At 66.4% G+C, this 17,211-nt stretch carries 18 protein-coding genes; 5 read left to right on the plus strand and 13 right to left on the minus strand.

Going from position 1 to position 17,211, the window contains the following annotated elements; translation table 11 throughout:
• Positions 1-89 precede the first annotated feature (89 nt).
• From OO015_RS11110 to OO015_RS11150, 9 genes are all read right to left on the minus strand, one after another.
• Positions 90-266, minus strand: coding sequence for a hypothetical protein (locus OO015_RS11110; protein ID WP_265941333.1), 177 nt, complete (start codon positions 264-266; stop codon positions 90-92).
• Between the two features lie 311 nt (positions 267-577).
• Positions 578-1,099, minus strand: a complete 522-nt coding sequence (locus OO015_RS11115; protein WP_265941334.1) for a hypothetical protein — start codon at positions 1,097-1,099, stop codon at positions 578-580.
• Positions 1,100-1,289: 190 nt separating this feature from the next.
• Entirely contained in the window at positions 1,290-2,048 is a 759-nt protein-coding gene (locus tag OO015_RS11120) for a hypothetical protein (protein ID WP_265941335.1), read from the minus strand.
• A 129-nt stretch (positions 2,049-2,177) separates the two neighbouring features.
• On the minus strand, positions 2,178-2,495 hold the full coding sequence (locus tag OO015_RS11125) for a hypothetical protein (protein ID WP_265941336.1): 318 nt from the start codon (positions 2,493-2,495) through the stop codon (positions 2,178-2,180).
• A gap of 410 nt (positions 2,496-2,905) precedes the next feature.
• Positions 2,906-3,910: a zinc-binding dehydrogenase gene (locus tag OO015_RS11130; RefSeq protein WP_265941337.1), complete on the minus strand. Its 1,005-nt coding sequence runs from the start codon at positions 3,908-3,910 to the stop codon at positions 2,906-2,908.
• A gap of 176 nt (positions 3,911-4,086) precedes the next feature.
• Positions 4,087-5,400, minus strand: coding sequence for an aspartate aminotransferase family protein (locus tag OO015_RS11135; RefSeq protein WP_265941338.1), 1,314 nt, complete (start codon positions 5,398-5,400; stop codon positions 4,087-4,089).
• A complete protein-coding gene (locus tag OO015_RS11140; protein ID WP_265941339.1) occupies positions 5,387-5,965 on the minus strand; it encodes an Lrp/AsnC family transcriptional regulator in 579 nt (192 codons plus the stop codon). Before OO015_RS11140 ends, OO015_RS11135 begins: the two co-directional genes overlap by 14 nt.
• Before the next feature lie 168 nt (positions 5,966-6,133).
• Positions 6,134-6,502 (minus strand): hypothetical protein, encoded by a 369-nt coding sequence (locus tag OO015_RS11145; protein WP_265941340.1) that lies wholly within the window; start codon positions 6,500-6,502, stop codon positions 6,134-6,136.
• A gap of 17 nt (positions 6,503-6,519) precedes the next feature.
• Positions 6,520-7,497: an agmatinase gene (locus OO015_RS11150; RefSeq protein ID WP_265941341.1), complete on the minus strand. Its 978-nt coding sequence runs from the start codon at positions 7,495-7,497 to the stop codon at positions 6,520-6,522.
• 116 nt (positions 7,498-7,613) lie between these two features.
• Here OO015_RS11150 and OO015_RS11155 point away from each other — a divergent pair, with 116 nt between their 5' ends.
• On the plus strand, positions 7,614-8,873 hold the full coding sequence (locus OO015_RS11155) for an alkaline phosphatase family protein (RefSeq protein WP_265941342.1): 1,260 nt from the start codon (positions 7,614-7,616) through the stop codon (positions 8,871-8,873).
• Positions 8,874-8,878: 5 nt separating this feature from the next.
• Here the strand turns inward: OO015_RS11155 and OO015_RS11160 are convergent, their stop codons facing one another.
• Entirely contained in the window at positions 8,879-10,144 is a 1,266-nt protein-coding gene (locus OO015_RS11160) for an ArsB/NhaD family transporter (RefSeq protein WP_265941343.1), read from the minus strand.
• Positions 10,145-10,340: 196 nt separating this feature from the next.
• On the opposite strand from OO015_RS11160, the gene OO015_RS11165 reads away from it, so the two are divergent.
• The 3 genes from OO015_RS11165 to solA all read left to right on the plus strand — a co-directional run bounded on the left by OO015_RS11165 (position 10,341) and on the right by solA (position 13,478).
• A complete protein-coding gene (locus OO015_RS11165; protein WP_265941344.1) occupies positions 10,341-10,943 on the plus strand; it encodes an O-methyltransferase in 603 nt (200 codons plus the stop codon).
• Positions 10,944-11,195: 252 nt separating this feature from the next.
• The gene (locus OO015_RS11170) at positions 11,196-12,101 is read left to right on the plus strand and encodes a hypothetical protein (protein WP_265941345.1); all 906 of its coding nucleotides are present in this window, start codon (positions 11,196-11,198) and stop codon (positions 12,099-12,101) included.
• A 249-nt stretch (positions 12,102-12,350) separates the two neighbouring features.
• On the plus strand, positions 12,351-13,478 hold the full coding sequence (solA, locus tag OO015_RS11175; RefSeq protein ID WP_265941346.1) for an N-methyl-L-tryptophan oxidase: 1,128 nt from the start codon (positions 12,351-12,353) through the stop codon (positions 13,476-13,478).
• Between the two features lie 207 nt (positions 13,479-13,685).
• Here the strand turns inward: solA and OO015_RS11180 are convergent, their stop codons facing one another.
• Both OO015_RS11180 and OO015_RS11185 read right to left on the minus strand, forming a co-directional pair.
• Positions 13,686-14,318 (minus strand): TlpA family protein disulfide reductase, encoded by a 633-nt coding sequence (locus tag OO015_RS11180; protein WP_265941347.1) that lies wholly within the window; start codon positions 14,316-14,318, stop codon positions 13,686-13,688.
• A 126-nt stretch (positions 14,319-14,444) separates the two neighbouring features.
• Complete coding sequence (locus OO015_RS11185) at positions 14,445-14,927, minus strand: flavin reductase family protein (RefSeq protein ID WP_265941348.1); 483 nt, start codon at positions 14,925-14,927, stop codon at positions 14,445-14,447.
• A gap of 167 nt (positions 14,928-15,094) precedes the next feature.
• Here OO015_RS11185 and OO015_RS11190 point away from each other — a divergent pair, with 167 nt between their 5' ends.
• Positions 15,095-15,976 carry an alpha/beta fold hydrolase gene (locus OO015_RS11190; RefSeq protein ID WP_265941349.1) on the plus strand — a complete coding sequence of 294 codons (882 nt, stop codon included), beginning with the start codon at positions 15,095-15,097 and terminating at the stop codon, positions 15,974-15,976.
• Here OO015_RS11190 and OO015_RS11195 read toward each other — a convergent pair.
• Positions 15,973-17,211 carry an EAL and HDOD domain-containing protein gene (locus OO015_RS11195; RefSeq protein ID WP_265941350.1) on the minus strand — a complete coding sequence of 413 codons (1,239 nt, stop codon included), beginning with the start codon at positions 17,209-17,211 and terminating at the stop codon, positions 15,973-15,975. The two genes, OO015_RS11190 and OO015_RS11195, sit on opposite strands and share 4 nt — an antisense overlap.

The raw sequence follows: 17,211 nt of genomic DNA on the forward strand, positions 1-17,211 counted from the left end.
CCGGCCCGGTAAGGCTGAGGCGCCCGCACTGCGCTCGCACCGCGAGCCCGGCTGGGTGCAGTCTGCTGCGCCCACACGCGGACGACGGCTCACCCGCCTGCAGCCGCCGGCGCACCACCGCCGCACTCGAGGTGCGCGAACGCTGCGTTCACGAAGGCAGCCAGCGCCACCAGGAGGAAGAGGATCAGCACGACGAGCAACACCAGCACCAGCCGCCGGATCCAGACGACCTCCCAGGGTATCGGCTGGGGAGACTGACTGCTCATCACGTACCCACCTCGTACGACCAGTCACCGTTCCCGAAGGCATCATGCGTCACATAGGGATACCACACCGTACAGAGGGGCAGTTCAGCTGTGGCAAGAAGCAGATCTTGCCGGACCGATACACACGAACGAACGGTTGGCCTACACCACCGGCTACACCGTAGCCGCTTTCACCGAGGTAGCGATAGAGTGGGTCGTTGACACGCACTTGCACCCAACTCTGCCAGCGGGTAATGCTCGATCCGTCTCCGCACCAGTAAAGATAATGTTCGTAGCTCCACAGCACATAGCCGAGCGAGGGAGAGCGGGATCTAACGTACTGCATCCGCGTCCAGCATCCGGAGGCAGCGACAGCGAAGTCGCCGATTCCCGAACTCGTCGAACCGGTCCTCGCCGGCATACTGCCAAAACGGATCATCCAGATAGACCTCGGGCCAGCTGGAAAAATACGTGATAACCGTACCGCTATAACAATATCGAAGCCAGTGCGTATACCTCCACAAGAGTGCACCCACGAATGTCGAACGCGCGGTCACCGTATATCCAACAGTCCGGCACGACGCTGTTACCGGAGCAGCCAGTTCACTTCGGCCCTCGACCACGCTCGTCTCGATGTTGACGTGCCGATACAGTTCCATCACTGCCCGCTGCTGAGCCGGCGTCAACGCGCGCCAGGCAGCGACGAAATCCGGTGCCGTCACGAGCTGCTGCCGGAGCGCGACTGCCTCGGCGAGCGAGACCTCGTCTCCCTTCGCACCGGCGCCGAGCGGGAGCACGGTGAAGAGGACGAGCGCTGTCAGCACAGCGGCAAGCCGACGCCATGACCGATCCATCGCACACCCCCCGTTCTCTCGGTCGACACAGGTGGGTTACCCCAACCAACGGAGTATCAGAGAGAGATGTCAACCCCCTCCCGCAGGCGCACGGCCCTATAGGCGCCACCCGTTCCACACAGGCGCTGCGGTTCCCAGCGCGACGGACGGCACCGATGGCTCCAGCGAGTCGACGCGGTCGACCGGCCGCTCAGTTTGCCGATAGGGGGACGCGGTCGAGCACTGTCCGCTCGAGCGCGAGGCGGTCGCACACCTGCCCGAGCAGGTCGCGGAGCACGGGAACTGCCCGGTCGCTGGCCTGTACCGAAACCGAGGCGACCGTCTCGCCGAAGACGAGCACGAGCGTGAGTTCGTGCGACCGCAGCGACTGAACCGGAACCGCGACAGCCCGGAGGGCAGCTGGCAGCGCCTCCGCCGCCAGCTCGTACGTCACCAGGCTCCATCCCCGGAGCTGGTCTGGCTCCTTACCGGTCACCGCCCGACGGACCGAGAGCGGCCAGCCGTCGACCTCGACGACCGTCCCCTCGGTCAGACCGGCACGCGCGAGTTCCGCAGCGTTCTGGGTGGCGAGCGCGTCAGCAGCCGCCGCTGCACGCTGGGCGTCGGCGAACCGGTGGAGCGTCACCGCGACGTGCAGCCATTCGACCTCGGGCTGTCGTTGTCCGGCCAGCTGCCAGACGACCCGCGCTCCCTCGCGGTAGGCGCTTGCAGTGGCAGGAGCCACGCCGGAGAGCGGGAACGCAGCGACCGGCTCGACCGGAGCAGCTTCGATGCTCCAACCAGCCGGGGACACCGGCGGGCCGAGCAGGTCCGAGAGCGGTCGGCTGGTCCCACCCCGCGCCGCTGTCCAGTACCAGCCGAACGCCAGTGCCAGCACCAGCAGACCGGCGACCGCCACGACACGATCCAGTCTCCCACCCCGGCTCTGTCCGTTGGTAGACCCGCCCATGGCACAGCTCCTCCCCGCTCAGCCGATCCACATCGCGGCCCGACCGTTCGCCGGCGTCCACGCCCCGGAACGCTGAGCGAGGCACGGGACGGTGGAGAGCCAGGACTTCGGCAGGAGCAGGACGTTGCGCTACGCGCCGCCGGCGTTCGTCCAGTTCCACTGCGAGATACACCCATGGTTACTCCCGCACGTCGCTGCATCGCCTCCTGGCCCGACGTCGTGCTGGTCATGCCCATACTGGCCGGGGAAGAAGGCACCGTATTCGGCGAACGGGCAGAACGACCCCGTCACCTCGTCCACACGGTAGGCCGAGGCGACGACCCACGAGCCAGCGCTGACCGAGAGCGGCGGGAAGAGACCGATCCCGAGGACGAGCAAACGTGCGAGGAACGTCCGTCGGGCGGCAGACGATCGGTCACCCACGCGGCACCCCGGTGCTCGCCGCATGCCGTGCCCCTTTCCTGGACTCACGAACTGGTCGAGCGATACCCCTACCGATAGCCTACCAGAGAGAGTCGTCAACACGTCACTCAGGGTAGCCGGAACCGCCATGCACAGCGCGGCGAGCCGAACCGGCGAGCCCTTCCGGAAATGCGGCAGAGCGAAAGAGCACGAGAGCAGCTGTGCGCTGCTGTTCAGGCAGAAGCGTTCACCGATCGCAAGCACCAGCGTAGCGGTGCCCGAGTAGGCAGAGCAGGAACCGAACGATCGACCCTTGCCGATACACGCAGCGACGCGAGCGCGACGCAGCGTCAGCCCGCAGCTCGACGGCGGTCGAGCGCACCAGCAGGTCACTCTGGCACTGCACGATCGAAGGTGGTCGGACGTCCCCCTTCGGGCCAGCCGGAAGACGCTCCTTACGGCACCAGGGCCACGCGGCTTTCGACCTCACCCGCCCGCAACCGTTCGACCCAGGTCAGGATCTCCTCGAGCGGGTGCGTCTCGACCCGCGGGCGAACCAGGCCGCGCGCGATCACGTCGAGCACCGTCGCCAGCTCCGCCCGCGTACCCCAGAAAGAACCGAGCACGGCGATCTCCTCAGAGATATCGCGTAGCGCGAGCAACGGTCCACCGACGCTGGCCAGGCCGACGAGTACCACCCGACCACCGCGCGCCACCAGCTGCTGGGCCAGGAGCTTCGTCTGGTCGTTGCCGACGAAGTCAGCGACGAGCGTGATCGGCCGATCGAGGGGCGGCTGCTGCGGATCGAGCTGGCGGCTGTCCAGCGCGACGGCTGCGCCGTGTCGCCGGGCGAGTTCGAGCTTGCGCTCGTCGATATCGACCGCGAGCACGACAGCGCCCAGCGCGCTCGCGATCTGCACCGCGTTGAGGCCGAGTCCACCGACGCCGAGAATGGCGACCCCCTCACCGGGTTGCAAGCGACCGACGGTCAGGAGCGCATGGTAGGAGGTCAACACCGCATCGGTCGCCACCGCAGCCACGGCATCGGGCACAGCGTCAGGAACCGGGACGAGCGCTTGGGCGGGCACCGCGACGTAGTCAGCATACCCACCGTCGCGGGCGATGCCCATCCAGCGGCTCCCGGTACACAGGTTGTCGCGGCCAGCGCGGCAGTAGGCGCAGTTGCCGCAACCGACCGGCCCGAAGACCGCATACCGCCGCCCGATCTCGATCCCGGTCACGTCCTCGCCCAGCTCGACCGCTTCGCCGCAGATCTCGTGGCCGAGCGTGAGGGGTGCCGGGATCGGGAAACCACCGAGCTCGTCGAAGATGATGTGCAGGTCAGAATGGCAGAGCCCGGCCGCTCGCACGCGGAGCAGCACCTCGCCGCGCGCCGGAACCGGGCGCTCCACCTCGACCAACCGGAAATCGCGTGGGCCGAAGTAGCGCGCTGCACGCATCGTCGAGCCCCTCCCCTGTACCACGAACCGTGCCTCGGCGGAGGAGTATAGCGTACCCATCGCTGGACAACACGCCTCTTTGACAGAAGAGATAACGAAACCATAAACCGGTGAACAGCACCGGCGATACCAGGCAAGTAGACGAGAACAAGCACTGGCTGCAGTCCTGGCGGGCCTCACCTGAGAAGTGACGGCTCGGCGAGGATCGCATCGAGTGCTGCTGCGAAGACCTCGAGCGTCCGCTCGACATCCTCGTCACTGTGCGCGAGCGAGACGTAGCACTTTTCGCCCGGATTCACGAACAACCCCCGTTCGAGACAGGCCAGGCCGAAGCGGACTGCCCGGTCGCGGTCGGCACGGAGCAACTCACTGTAGTCGCGCGGCTCCTCCTCGGCGAAGACGACCTGGAACAGCGGCCCGTCGCCGATGACCTGCAGCGGGATACCCCGCGCAGCAGCCAGCTCGCGCAAGCCCGCCTTCAGCCGCTCGGTGATCCGATAGAGCTGCTCGTAGACGCCAGGCTGGCGCAGGACGGCGAGGGTCGCGAGGCCAGCGGCCGCCGCGAGCGGGTTCCCGTTGAGCGTCCCGCTCAGGTAGGCGAGCGGCTCGCCACGCGCACGGCGGCCGAAATCGGTCACACTCATGATCTCTCGCCGACCGGCGACCGCTGCCAACGGGTAGCCGCCGCTGAGCGCCTTGCCGAAGGTGGCCAGGTCAGGGACGACGCCGTATCGCTCCTGTGCCCCACCGTACGCGAGACGAAAGCCCGTCACGACTTCGTCGAAGATGAGGAGGATGCCGTGTTGCTGGGTGAGTTCCCGCAAGCCGCTCAGGAAACCGAGAGCTGGCGGTAACGCGCGCTGGAGCGGCTCGCAGATGACCGCCGCGAGCTCGTCGGCGTGCTGCTCGATCAACGTGCGGGTCAGCTCGAGATCGTTCCAGCGCGAGACCAGGACTGTCTCGGCGACTTGAGCGGGAATGCCGGCCGAATCGGGGCGTGGTACCGGATAGTCGGAGGGCTCTGGCGGGAAGGTGCTCATGAGCGCGTAGTCGTGCGTCCCGTGGAAGCCGCCCTCGAACTTCAGCACCTTCGTGCGACCGGTGTAGGTACGCGCGATGCGCAAGGCGTGAAAGGTCGCTTCCGATCCCGACGAAACGAACTTCACGACCTCGGCACAGGGCACTGCTCGGACGATCTCTTCAGCCAGCTCGATCGCCGCCGGGGTCAGTGTGTAGAAGGTCGAACCGAGCGCTGCCTGCCGCGAGACCGCTTCTACGATTGCCGGATGAGCATGCCCGAGGATGAGCGGGCCGGAACCGAGAACGTAATCGATGTACTCACGCCCATCCACATCGACGACCCGACTGCCGAGCCCGTGGGAGAGAAGGATCGCGTGCGAATCGGGCAAGACGAAACTGGTGAGCGAGCTACCGAGCACGGATCGGCCGCGCCGGAGCCACTCGTCATGCGCCACGCTACGCCTCGGCACCGCCCGCTCCCGTTCCACTGACCGACGTTACCTGGGCTTCCGCCTGATTGCGCAACGTCCGGCGACGCCGACGTCGCACCACGCGACGGCCGACTACCGCCCCGCTCTCCGAGGGGAGCGACCAGTTGTGGAGCCACTTCAGCACCCGCGGAACGACGTAGGTCGTTGTGCCGACTACGCCCGGGATGCGCTGCAGTTTTTCGGTGATGAACCGGTAGAGCGCATCCACCGAGGGGACGAAGACCTGGATACTGATATCCCGGTCACCCGTCGTGAGGCCGACGTAGGCGACCTCCTCCATCTCGACGAGCTTGTGGGCCACTTCCTCGAGTCGTCCCGGCTCGACCTCGAGGAAGATATCAGCCGTGACATCGTGGCCGAGCGCCGAGGGGTTGACGATCGCCACGAGCTTGATCACTCCGTCCTGGACCAGCCGGTTGATCCGCGCGCGCACCGTCCGCTCAGCCACACCGAGCCGCCGCGCGATCTCCGCGCTCGGCATCCGGCTGTCTTCTTGAAGGAGGTGAATGATCTGGCGATCGAGTTCATCGATCGGTCGTACCATCGTGACCGCACTCCTCTCCCGGTCTTCCTCGACCGCAAACTGCACTCGCACCGTGCCGTACGTCCAGCAGTGCACCGTCGCCTGCTCGTCCTCCCGGTTCTCACACACGGAGGGCTGAGCGCCGGTTCCATCAGTCACGCGCTCGAGTATACCCCCTTCCCATCCCTCTCACCTCCTTTCAGGGCCGGAGAGCAGCGCCGCTCTTCCCAGAACGAGCAGGATCCCGGCGACAACGTCCACACCGACCAGGAAGTACACCCGCACGAGGATCGCTACGATGACCCCGAGCGCGACCGCTGCGAGGCTGGCCAGGAAAGCGAGTGACCCCCGGCGGACATTCGCCAGCCCGGCCAGGACGTGCACGCCCGCCACGAACAGTGCGGCCAGCATCGCGCGCGGAGCGGCAGCGACCTGGAAGCGATAGGCCAGCGAGGCCCAGACGAACCCGAGTGCGATGAAACCACCGACGAGAACCAGCCAGGTGCCGGACAGCGCTCGCTCAGGTGAAGTATCCAGCCGGGGCGACCATCTCCCCACGCTTTCGCTCCCTTCCGCTAGCCGAACTGCCCCGCGTGGGCCATCGCACCGACTGCGACGAGGAGGATCCGCACCGCGTGGGCGAGCGTCACCCCGCTCGGATCTCGCTCCGGTGCGATCTCGACGAGGTCCAATCCGACGATCGGCCCCCGGTGCGCGATGCCACGCAGGAGATCGAATACCTGCCAGTACGTCAATCCCCCGGGTGCTGGCGCATTGACTCCCGGCATGAGACTCGGCTCGATGCCATCGGCATCGATAGTAACGTAGTAACCGGCTGCCTCGGGCAACTGCTCGAGGACCCAGGTTACACCACGCTCGTGCACCGTACGAGCTGAGACGAAGACACTGCCCCACTCCTGTGCCGCTCGGAACTCCGCATCCCGGCCACTACCGGCTCCCCGCAGGCCGACTTGCAGCATCGCCCCGACCCATGGCAACTCGCTCGCCCGGCGCATCGGGCTGGAGAATCCCTCGCGGATTCCTCCGATCTCGTCCCGCCAATCGAGATGCGCGTCGATCTGCACCACACACAACCCGCCGAAGCGGTCGTAGGCCCGCAAGACCGGAACAGTCACCGCATGGTCGCCACCGAGCACGAGCGGCACGGCTCCGCGGTCGAGGAGGACACGAACAGCCGCACGCGTGCGCTCGAGATTCCCGACCGGGTCACCGGGCACGAGCGCGACGTCACCGGCATCGACGAGCACCAGGTCACGCCCGGCGAAGAGATCGCCGTCGAAGTCGAAGTCGTAGTTGCGGTAGTAAGGCTGGAAGGAGAGAGAAGCCTCCCGGATGGCGGCTGGTGCCTTCGCCGACGGTAACTCTGGACCAAGCCCACGGTAGGGGACACCGTACGGAATGCCGAGAAAGGCGATGTGCGGTGTCGTCGGTACAGCGCCGAGGCAGGGAAGACCGAGAACGGTGGGGCGACCGGACTGGACCGGCACGAAGAGGGTTTCGAGGCGGGCCGCATCGTACTCGGCTCTTTCCATCAGCCCTGTCGCGTGCGCTTCACTTCTGCAGCATTGTGGCTGCACGAGAGGCTGTCGTCAAGTGATGCTTCGCTATACTGACTCTGTCGAAACCAGTCAGCGAAGGGAAGCTGGCGGTGGAACGACGACTCACCCCCAGTGAACTGATCCGCGAACGAACGCGCTTTTCCAGCGACCGCCCGCACTGGATACGCCCGAGCTACGACGGCTACGGAATCGTCAATCTTCCCTGGTCGATTCTCGCGGCGTTGGGCGCCGAACCTGCTGGTCAGCCCGTGGCCGACATCCTCTGGCCCGCCGGGCTGGCCAACGCTCTCGACGCCGTGCTGCTGGTGGTGATCGACGGCCTCGGTTACGAACAGCTGGAACGCGCGCTCGCGGAAGGCGACGCACCCGGACTCCAGCACTTGGTGGGTGATGGCGTGTCGTTCCCACTCACCTCGGTTTTCCCCTCGACGACGGTCGCTGCACTCACTGCGCTGGCCACTGGTGAGCCGCCAGCACGGCACGGGTTACTCGGCTTCACGGCCTTCCTCCGTGAGTTCGGGATGCTCACGAACCTCTTGTTCTGGTCACCGCTCGGTCGCTTTCCGAGCTACGCGACTACGGGGCTCGACCCTCGTTCCTTCTTGCCGGTCCGGACGGTCGCCGAACGGGCGACAGAAGCCGGCATCCAGACAACGGTCGTCAGCCCGGAGGCATTCCGCGACACACCGCTCACCAAGATGCAGACTGCCGGCGCGACGTTCCGCGGCTACCGGACCGCTGGCGAGTTCGTCGCGCAGGTGCACGCAGCACTGGCCCAGCCCGGGAAACAACTCGTCACCGCCTACTGGGACACGCTCGACACGCTCGGGCACTTCGCTGGCCCCGATTCACCGGCTTGGCAGGTCGAGTTCCGACAGCTCGACCGCTTGCTGGTCGAGGAACTGCTCGCCCGCCTGCCCCGGCGGGACGTACTCGTGGTGATTACGGCCGACCACGGCATGGTCCCGCTCGATCCGGAGCGGCAGTACCGGCTGGACGATCCGGCCTTGCTGGCCGGACTTGCGCTGCCCCCGGCCGGCGAGCGGCGGGCTGTCTATTTCCACCCACTTCCCGAGCAGGCCAGCGCGGTCGCGGAACGGGTCCGGGCGCTCGCTGGTTCGGATGGTGTCCTCTTCGAGCGGACGCGACTGTTCCAGGAGGAGCTGTTCGGCCCACCGCCTCATCATCCGGAAGCCTGGCACCGGGTCGGCGAGTTCGTGCTCGTTGCCGTCGGACGTGCCAGCTTCCCCTGGGATCCGCCCGGTGCACAGCCCCGGCCGTTCCTCGGCGCCCATGCCGGGTTCGAATCGGCCGAACAACTGGTCCCCTGCCTCCTCTGGCGCCGGTGACCGGATCAGTGCAGGAGCCAGATCCACAGCGAGCCGAGCGTCAGCACGGCCGGTACGACCAGAAGACCGAGGACGATGTATTGCCGGAGCGAGACCGTGATGCCGTAGCGCCGCAGCAAGAACACCCAGAGGACCGTCGCGAGCGATCCGACCGTCGTGACATTGGGCCCGAGGTCAGCACCGAGCAGGACGGCATAGCGAAGCGGTTCGAGCGGGAATGTCGACGGCGCGCTCTGAGCGAGCGCCGTGCGCATGATGAGCGCCATCGGTACGTTGTTGACGAGGTTGGCCCCGATCGCTGTCCCGAAGGTCACGACCAGCACGGCGCGGAAGAACGATCCCTCACCGAGCGCGAGCAGCCAGGCCCCGAAGCGCCTGGTGAGACCGAGTTCCTCGAGCCCGCGCACGACGACGATCATGCCGGTGAGAAATCCGAAAAGTGACCAGGAGATACCGCGAGCGAGGCGTCGCGGATCGAGCTGGCCAGCACGCCAGGCCACGAGGGCCAACCCGAGCGCCCCGCAACAGGCGACCGGGCCGAGCGGGAGCTGCCACCAGGCTGCTCCCACCTCGGCCAGAGCGAGCAGGACGAGGCCGACCAGCATCGGTCGGGCCAGTGGGGACACGTGCTTCTCCAGTGCAGCAACACGAGCTGGGTCGTAGCGCTGGCGTAGTGCCCGGCGGAACCACCACAAGAAGACGACGAGATTCACCAGAATCCCCCCGAGCGCTGGAACGAGGAGGAAGCGGAAGAAGGTAGGGAGATCGATCCGCTCACCCAGCACGAGCACGTTGACCGGATTACTGACCGGTAGCGAGAACGAGGCGGTATCGGCGATGAAGGTCGTCGCGAAGAGAAACGGCATCGGCGAGAGCCCGAGCGAGAGAACGAGCGTGGCGACCACCGGGGTGAGGAGCAAGGCTGTCGCATCGTTCGACAGCACCGCGGTAACGACCGTACCGACCGCGAAGAGGGCGACGTACAGCCGGACGCTCGACCCGCCTGCCCAGACCGCAGCGAGGCGAGCGAGCAAGGCGAAGACCCCAGCCTGCTCGGCCAACACCGTCGTCGTCATCAGACCGAGAAAGAACAGGTAAACGTTCCACTCGTGGAGCAGGGCACGGAACGCAGCATCGAGCGGGACGATGCCGGTGAGCAGCATCGCGAGAGCACCGGCTAAAGCAGCCTGTGCCTCCGAGAGGCGTGCTGGCCGAGCGAGAATGGCAGCGAGCGTCGTGACGAAGATTCCGAGCCCGAGGACGAGCTGCATCGTCCGCCTCCGACACACGGCTCGGAAGCCTACCACGCAGTGGGTGACACAGGCAACCGCGATGCGACCGCAAAAGCGGAAAGTCAGTAGTGCAGCCACAACGCTGGCTCGCGTCGCAAGTATGCTGCGTCGCACCCAGTGCTACACTCGCTCGCGCCAGGACAGCGAGGAACGTGGGGCAGAACGGAGGAACCCGATGACCGGTTATCCGGAACACCAGGTCGCCGACGCGCGCGCACGTCAGGTGCTCGATCGGCTGGCCGCACAAGATGCGGCCGAACGAGCAGCAGGGCTCCCCCAAGACCAGCGGATCCGTGCCCTCACCCCGCCGACTGGGGCGTTCCTCTACGGTGTCCTCCTCGCCGTGCGCCCGCAACTCATCTTCGAGGCAGGGTCGGCAGTCGGCTACTCGACCATCTGGCTGGCTCTGGCAGCGCGTACCTACGGCGGACGCGTTATCGGCAGCGAGATCCGCCCGGAGCGCGTCAGACTGGCGAACGGGCATCTGGCCGAAGCTGGTCTCGCCGAGGTGGCGACCGTCCTGGAGGGGGATGCCGCTGAGCTCGTCCAACGGTTCGATGGGATCGGTTTCCTCTTCCTCGACGCCGAGAAGGACGATTACGGGCGACTGTTCCTGGCCGGTATCGACCGGGTCGTTCCGGGCGGGCTCATCGTCGCGGACAACGTCGTCTCGCACGACTGCCGGGAGTATCAGGAACTCGTCCGCTCGCGACCGGATGTCTACACCGTGACGCTCGCCATCGAGCGTGGGCTCGAGTGGACAGTCAAGCGCTGGTGATTGCCGTGGTGAATGGTTCACCGATCAGTGAAGCGGTTGGCACGGCAGCTCACTGGAACAGTCGATGAGACACCGAACCAGGGGCAGTCCGAAACCGACCGTTCCCTGAGTACGATGCACCGGCCGCCCGCCGGACGAGTCCGGCTGCCGGAAGAATACTGGGCGATTCGTCACTGACCGAAGAGCCGCTCGAGCGATTTCTGGTATACTGGGTCGAGTACGTGCTCCGCCTGGCGGGAGAGCGACACGACGATGACGATCGAAGAGCTGCGAGCGTTTCTCTCTGCTGTCGAAAAGCATCCGGAACTCCGGGAAGAACTGCGCCGGCACGTCCTGACGCAGGAACTGCTGGCTATGCCGGCGGAGCTGTACCGTCAGACCGCTCGACTCGATCGGGTCGAAGAGGAACTGGCCGAGCTGCGCGACGCCGTCCGCGCCCTGGTTTCCTCGAGCCAGCACCACGAGGAGGAACTGCGCGCGCTGCGCGCGATCGCTGAACGCCACGAGCAGCGCCTCTCCGATATCGACGCCCGTCTCGACCGCTTGGTCGCCATCACCGAACGCCACGACCAGCGCCTCTCCGACATCGATGAACGGCTTGCGCGGTTGGTGACTATTACCGAGCGCCATGAGGAGGAGCTTCGGGCGCTCCGCGAGTTGGCCCAGAAGCACGACGACGATCTCCGCTCTCTCCGGGAGCTCGCCCAGAAGCACGACGACGATCTCCGCCAGCTTCGCAGCACGGTAGCATCCCTCACGACCACTGTCGGAGCGATGGTCGAGGCGGATGCCGTGGACGCGCTCCTCACCGTCCTGGAGCAGAAGGGCTTCACGGCCGAAGAGCTTCCGGCGAGTATCGCCGTGAACGGGGAGCTCGACATCGTGGCACCGGTCGTCGCACCGGATGGGCAGCGATACTGGGTCGTGGTCGAGGTCAAGGTGCAGCTCCATCCGCGCGATATCCGCAGCTGGCTCCGCAAGCTGCACTCCCAGTCGTTCCGCGAGCGCTTGGCAGCGGCCGGTATCGAGCCCCCGTTCCTCGCCTACGTGTACGGTCAGCGGGTCTATCGACCTGCTCTCGAGCGGGCACGAGAACTGGGGATCGGGATCCTCAGCCGCCGCGGCGAATACGTCGCACCGGCGAGTCTGGTGGTGTGACTTCCGCTGCTCGACGCACCATCTCGGCGTTCTCGACGCAGCGCGAACCCAACCGACGGAAACGGCGCTTGCACGACAGCAGGACCCTCTCGACCGTGCCGCGTCGAACTTCGACGCAACCATCGACCCGCTCGCAGCCGATCGAAAGGGCACAAAGCGCAGCAGCGTGCACGGGGCCGGCGCGGGCTTTCGTCGCTCCGGCCGACCGGCTACCATGGAGCCGACCACTTCGATGGATGGAGGGGGCCGATGCCGGCAGCGGACGTCATCGTGGTCGGACTGGGCGCGATGGGGAGTGCAGCGGCTTTTGCACTCGCGCAGCGTGGCTATCGGGTGCTCGGTCTCGACCGGTTCGCACCTGGGCACGATCGAGGGTCATCGCACGGAAAAACGAGGATCATCCGCACAGCGTATTACGAGTCACCGGAATACGTGCCGCTCATTCGGCGCGCCTGGACGCTCTGGCGCGAGCTGGAAGCGCTGAGCGGACGGCCGCTTCTTCGCCTGACCGGCGGACTGTACATCGGACGACCGGAGACAGAACTCGTGCGCGGGACACTGGCCAGCGCACGGCAACACGGGCTGGCGCACGAACTCCTCGATGCCGGTGAGGCGATGCGCCGCTTTCCAGGATTGCGCCTCGCTCCGGATCAGGTCGCAGTGTACGAGGAGCAAGCCGGGCTGATCGATCCGGAGGCGGCGGTCGCCGCGCTGCAGGATCTGGCGAGAGGAGCTGGTGCTGAACTCCGGCACTCCACCCCGGTGGAAACGTGGTCATTCGACAGGGACGAGGTACAGGTCGAGACACCCAGCGGAACCTTCCGCGCCGGGCGGGCGATCATCGCAGCTGGGGCATGGATGGGGCAGCTCGTCCCGGAACTCGCGCCATCGCTCACCGTCTGGCGGATTCTTCACGTGCACTTCGCACCGATCGTCCCTGACCGGTACGATGCCCGTCGTTTCCCGTTCGCGTTGTGGGAAGACGAGTCAGGGCTCTACAGTGCGTTTCCGGAACTCCCCGGGCAGGGAGTCAAGTTCGGGCGACACGACAGCGGAGAACCGTGCACCCCAGAGACCGCACGACGAACGGTGACTGAAGGAGAGATCGCGATCCTCCGCGAGACATTGCGTCGCTACTGGCCGGACGCCGGTGGGCCGGTTCTCTGGTACCTGACTTGCCTCTATACGATGACACCGGACCATCACTTCGTGATCGACCGGCATCCAGCTAACCCGAACGTGATCGTGTGTAGCGCGTGCTCCGGACACGGGTTCAAGTTCGCTCCAGCGATCGGAGAACTCCTCGCCGACCTGGCGACCGATCCGCACCGTACTCCGCCGTCACTCTTCCGGCTGAAGCGATTCAGCGATCGGTAGGGTATCCCGCCGAGCCTGAGCGGGCGAAACGGCTGCTCTTCCGGCTTCCCCGCTCGCTGCGTTCGTCTCCTACCCAGCCGAGCCCTGTTCGATGGCGATCGGCCCGCGATTGAGACGGCGACAGACGGTAAACGGATCGAACGTAGCAGCGAGCACCAGAAGAGGCAGAGCTCACACTCGCGCGCGGTTGCGGCGGGTCCCGCTGCTTCAGCTCGCAGACAAGGCGAGGCCGAGGTCATGAAGTGCGCGAACGACCGAGTCGTAGGTCAGTGGACCGACCCAGGCCTTGCGGATCACCCCATCGGGGCCGACCAGATAGGTCTGCGGAATACCGTAGACGCGCCAGTCGCGGCTAGCCACTCCGTCTCGGTCGAGTGCAATGGTGAAGGAAAGGCCGAATTCCTGGACGAACTGCTCGACCGTTTGCGGATCCTCCAGCTGGTTGATGCCCACCACGACGAGACCACGCTGCTGGTACTCGCGCGCGATCCGGTCGAGGGCCGGCATTTCCGAGCGGCAGGGCGCACACCAGGAAGCCCAGAAATTGACGAGGACCGGGCGACCGCGCAGGTCACTGAGGCGGATCTGCCCACCGTCGAGGCGGGGCAAGGTGAAGTCCGGTGCAGGCGTACCGACTGTAAGCGCCTGAGCAGCCAGGAAATCTCCGGAAGACGGAGCCGCCGGCTCGCCCTGGTCGCGTCGCACGTACCAGGCGGCCAGCCAGACGGTGCTCACGAGCACGGCGAGGAGCGCCAGGTTGAGCCCGAGCAGGAGCCAGAGCGGTCGCTCGCGCCGTTCGGCCGGAGCATTCGACCCGCTGGTCGAGTTCTGGGTGTCCATCGTTCGGCCGCCCTCCTGGTACGACCTTCGATCCGCCGCAAAAAGTGTATCCCCGGCGCAGTGACGGATCATCCGTCGAGACCAGGAATCCGGGGTCGACAGCACTCGCTCACTGGCCGAAGGGGTTTACCAGGCGAGTTCGTGGTACTGGCGCTCGTAGTAGATCAGGGGGTCATCGGCCGGGCCGAGCTCGAGGGCGACCACTTCACCGACGAAGATCGAGTGATCGCCACCATCGTAGCGCGCCCAGGGACGACATTCGATCCAGGCCAGGCAGCCTTCGATGCGAGGGATACCGAGTATGCCGGGACGGTGCGGCACCCGGGAGAAGCGCGGATCGGCGAGCGGTGCGCGACCAGCGAACTGCTCGGCGAGAAATTCCTGGTCGCGTGCCAGCAGGTTGACCACCCAGCCAGCTGCCTGCTCGAGGAGTCGATGGCTCTGCTGTTCCCGAGCGAGACAGACGAGCACGAGCGGGGGCTCCAGCGAGACCGGGCAGAAGGCGGTCACCGTCACGCCGTGGTAGCCGGACGGTCCGGCTGTGGTCACGACCGTGACCCCGGCGGCATGCCGCGCCATCACGTCACGGAACCGTTCCGGATCGATCATAGTAGCCTCCGCTCTCCGTCGCGTCGCAGTCCTCGACGATCATAGAGGGTACCGTACTGGCATCGGTGCTCGCATTCGGGCCAGGCAGGTGCGGTAGCCGACTGGCGAGACCTTCCCGCGCAGGCTTCCGCCATGATAATGGCGACGAGGGACGAAGGAGGTCCGCGATGACACGTATCGAAACCGCCCAGGGTGCATTCGTCTACGTCGCGGCGCGGCGCTGGTTCGTCCGCGATATGGGGAGGGGTGACCCGGTCGTCCTCCTGCATGGCATTCCGACCTCGAGTTTCCTCTGGCGGAAGGTGCTCTCTGTCCTCGCCCGCGACGCGCGTGCCATCGCGCCTGACTTGCTCGGTTTCGGATTTTCGGACAAGCCGGCAGCTGGTATCCCTCCCGTTCGCGAGCTGGCGACCGAACTCGCTCGCTTGCTCGATCGGCTCGAGATCGAACGAACAGCACTGGTCGGCCATGATCTCGGGAGTCTGGTCGCCGCAGCATTCCTCGAACACTGGCCGGAGCGCGTGACCCACCTCGTCCTGACGAACACGAGCTTCCGTTTCGAACGCTGGCGCGGTGAAGGCTGGACGCTGCTCTCCGTCCTGCGGATACCGCTCCTCGGGGATCTCGCCATTCAGTTCGCCCGCCCCTGGATGCTCCGTCTCGCGATGCGTCCGTTCCTCGCCGACCCGTCGGTGCTCGATGCCGCGACGCTCCGTGGGTACTGGGAGCCGTTCGAACGATCCTTCCGGCGAATGCTGGTGCAACTGGTGCGCCGGCCGCTCTTCGATAGCGTGGAGCTGGAACGCTGGCGAACAGTGGTCCTCACGCGGTGCGGTACCGGCAAGATTCCTGTCCTGATCGCCTGGGGTGCACAGGACCCCCAGTTTCGGATCGACGAGGCTGAGCACTTGGCACGAGGAGTCAACGGCGCGCGCTTCCTCGCCTTCACCACCGCGGGCCATTTTCTCCCGGAGGAACGCCCGCGAGCGCTCGGCCGGGCGATCGCGGTCTTCCTCGCCCGGCCGGAAGCGCTCCCGGCTCCCCGTTAGCGGGCGAGGTCGAGCGCCTGGAGCGCATCCGCTGCGAACGCGAGCGCGTCGATGTAGGCATCGATGAGCAGCGCCGGGGGCAGCGAGAGGTTGGGTATCGACACCCACTCACCTGCCTCGTAGGCGAGGACCACATCCAGCACACGCCCCAGCTCGCCCGAGCGTTCGAGCAGTGCCGCTTCGACCTCATGCGCCAGGGGGAGCGCCGCGAGCGCGTCAGCCAGTGGCACGTCGAGCGCAGCGTCGAGGACCGAGAGCAGTCCGACGAGAAAGGCGGACTCGCGCGGCCACACACCGAGCGCACCAGCGAGCAACTCGCACATGCGGGCGCGCACGAGTCCCGTGCGGACCAGCTCGACTGGCTTCCGTTCGATACCAGCGAGGACGAGGACCGTCACCCACGTCGCGACGTTCCGCAGGCCGAGGACGAGCAACGCCTGACGGAGCGACTCGACCCGCGTCCGCCGGGCGAACCAGACAGAGTTGACGAGCTTGAGTAACTTATAGGCGAGCGAGACATCCTGGGCAATGAGCCGCTCGACCTCGTCGAAGTCGACTGTCGGATCGTGCAAGCGAGCCAGCACAGTGAGCGCGGCAGTGGACACCGGTTGTCGCCTGCCTCGCACGAGCAGGGGACGGAAGAGGAAGTCTCCCTGGAAGAGATCGGCGCCGATATCGCGGGATCGAGCGAAGGCGGGAAAATCGCGGATATCCGAGACCAGCACGCGCACTCCTCCGGAGCGATACGACGCGAGGTCAGCCATCCGCTCGGCCAGCCAGCGATCGAGCACGCCGCTGCGTCGTGGGGCGTGGCCCAGCCGGGGAAGGCGGAGGCGGACGATGTCGACATCGGCGACGCACGCGGGGACGGGCTGTACCTCATCGAGGTCGAGGAGCAACTGGCAACCGCGGGCGACGAGTCGATTGACTGCCTCGCACCCGGCCGGATGCTGCGCGACGGCTGGATCGAGCACGAGGACGAGTTGCTCGGTCGGCAACGTCGAGACGAGTTGTGGCAGCTTCTCGACCACGAAGGAAGCGGGAAGTGTGACGACGGCGAGGCGCGAACCGGCGAGCGTCTCGAGACCGGTATCGAGGAGCGTCGCGAGGAAGCGTCCGGCCTCTTCCTCGGCGTCGACCCTTGCTTGACCGAGCTGGCCATACCGCAACTCGTAGGCGACCGTTTCCAGATGGCGATCGAAGATCGGCTGACGAGCGATCGCGATCTCGTGCAT

This window comes from Thermomicrobium sp. 4228-Ro, from assembly GCF_026241205.1.
Lineage (GTDB): Bacteria > Chloroflexota > Chloroflexia > Thermomicrobiales > Thermomicrobiaceae > Thermomicrobium.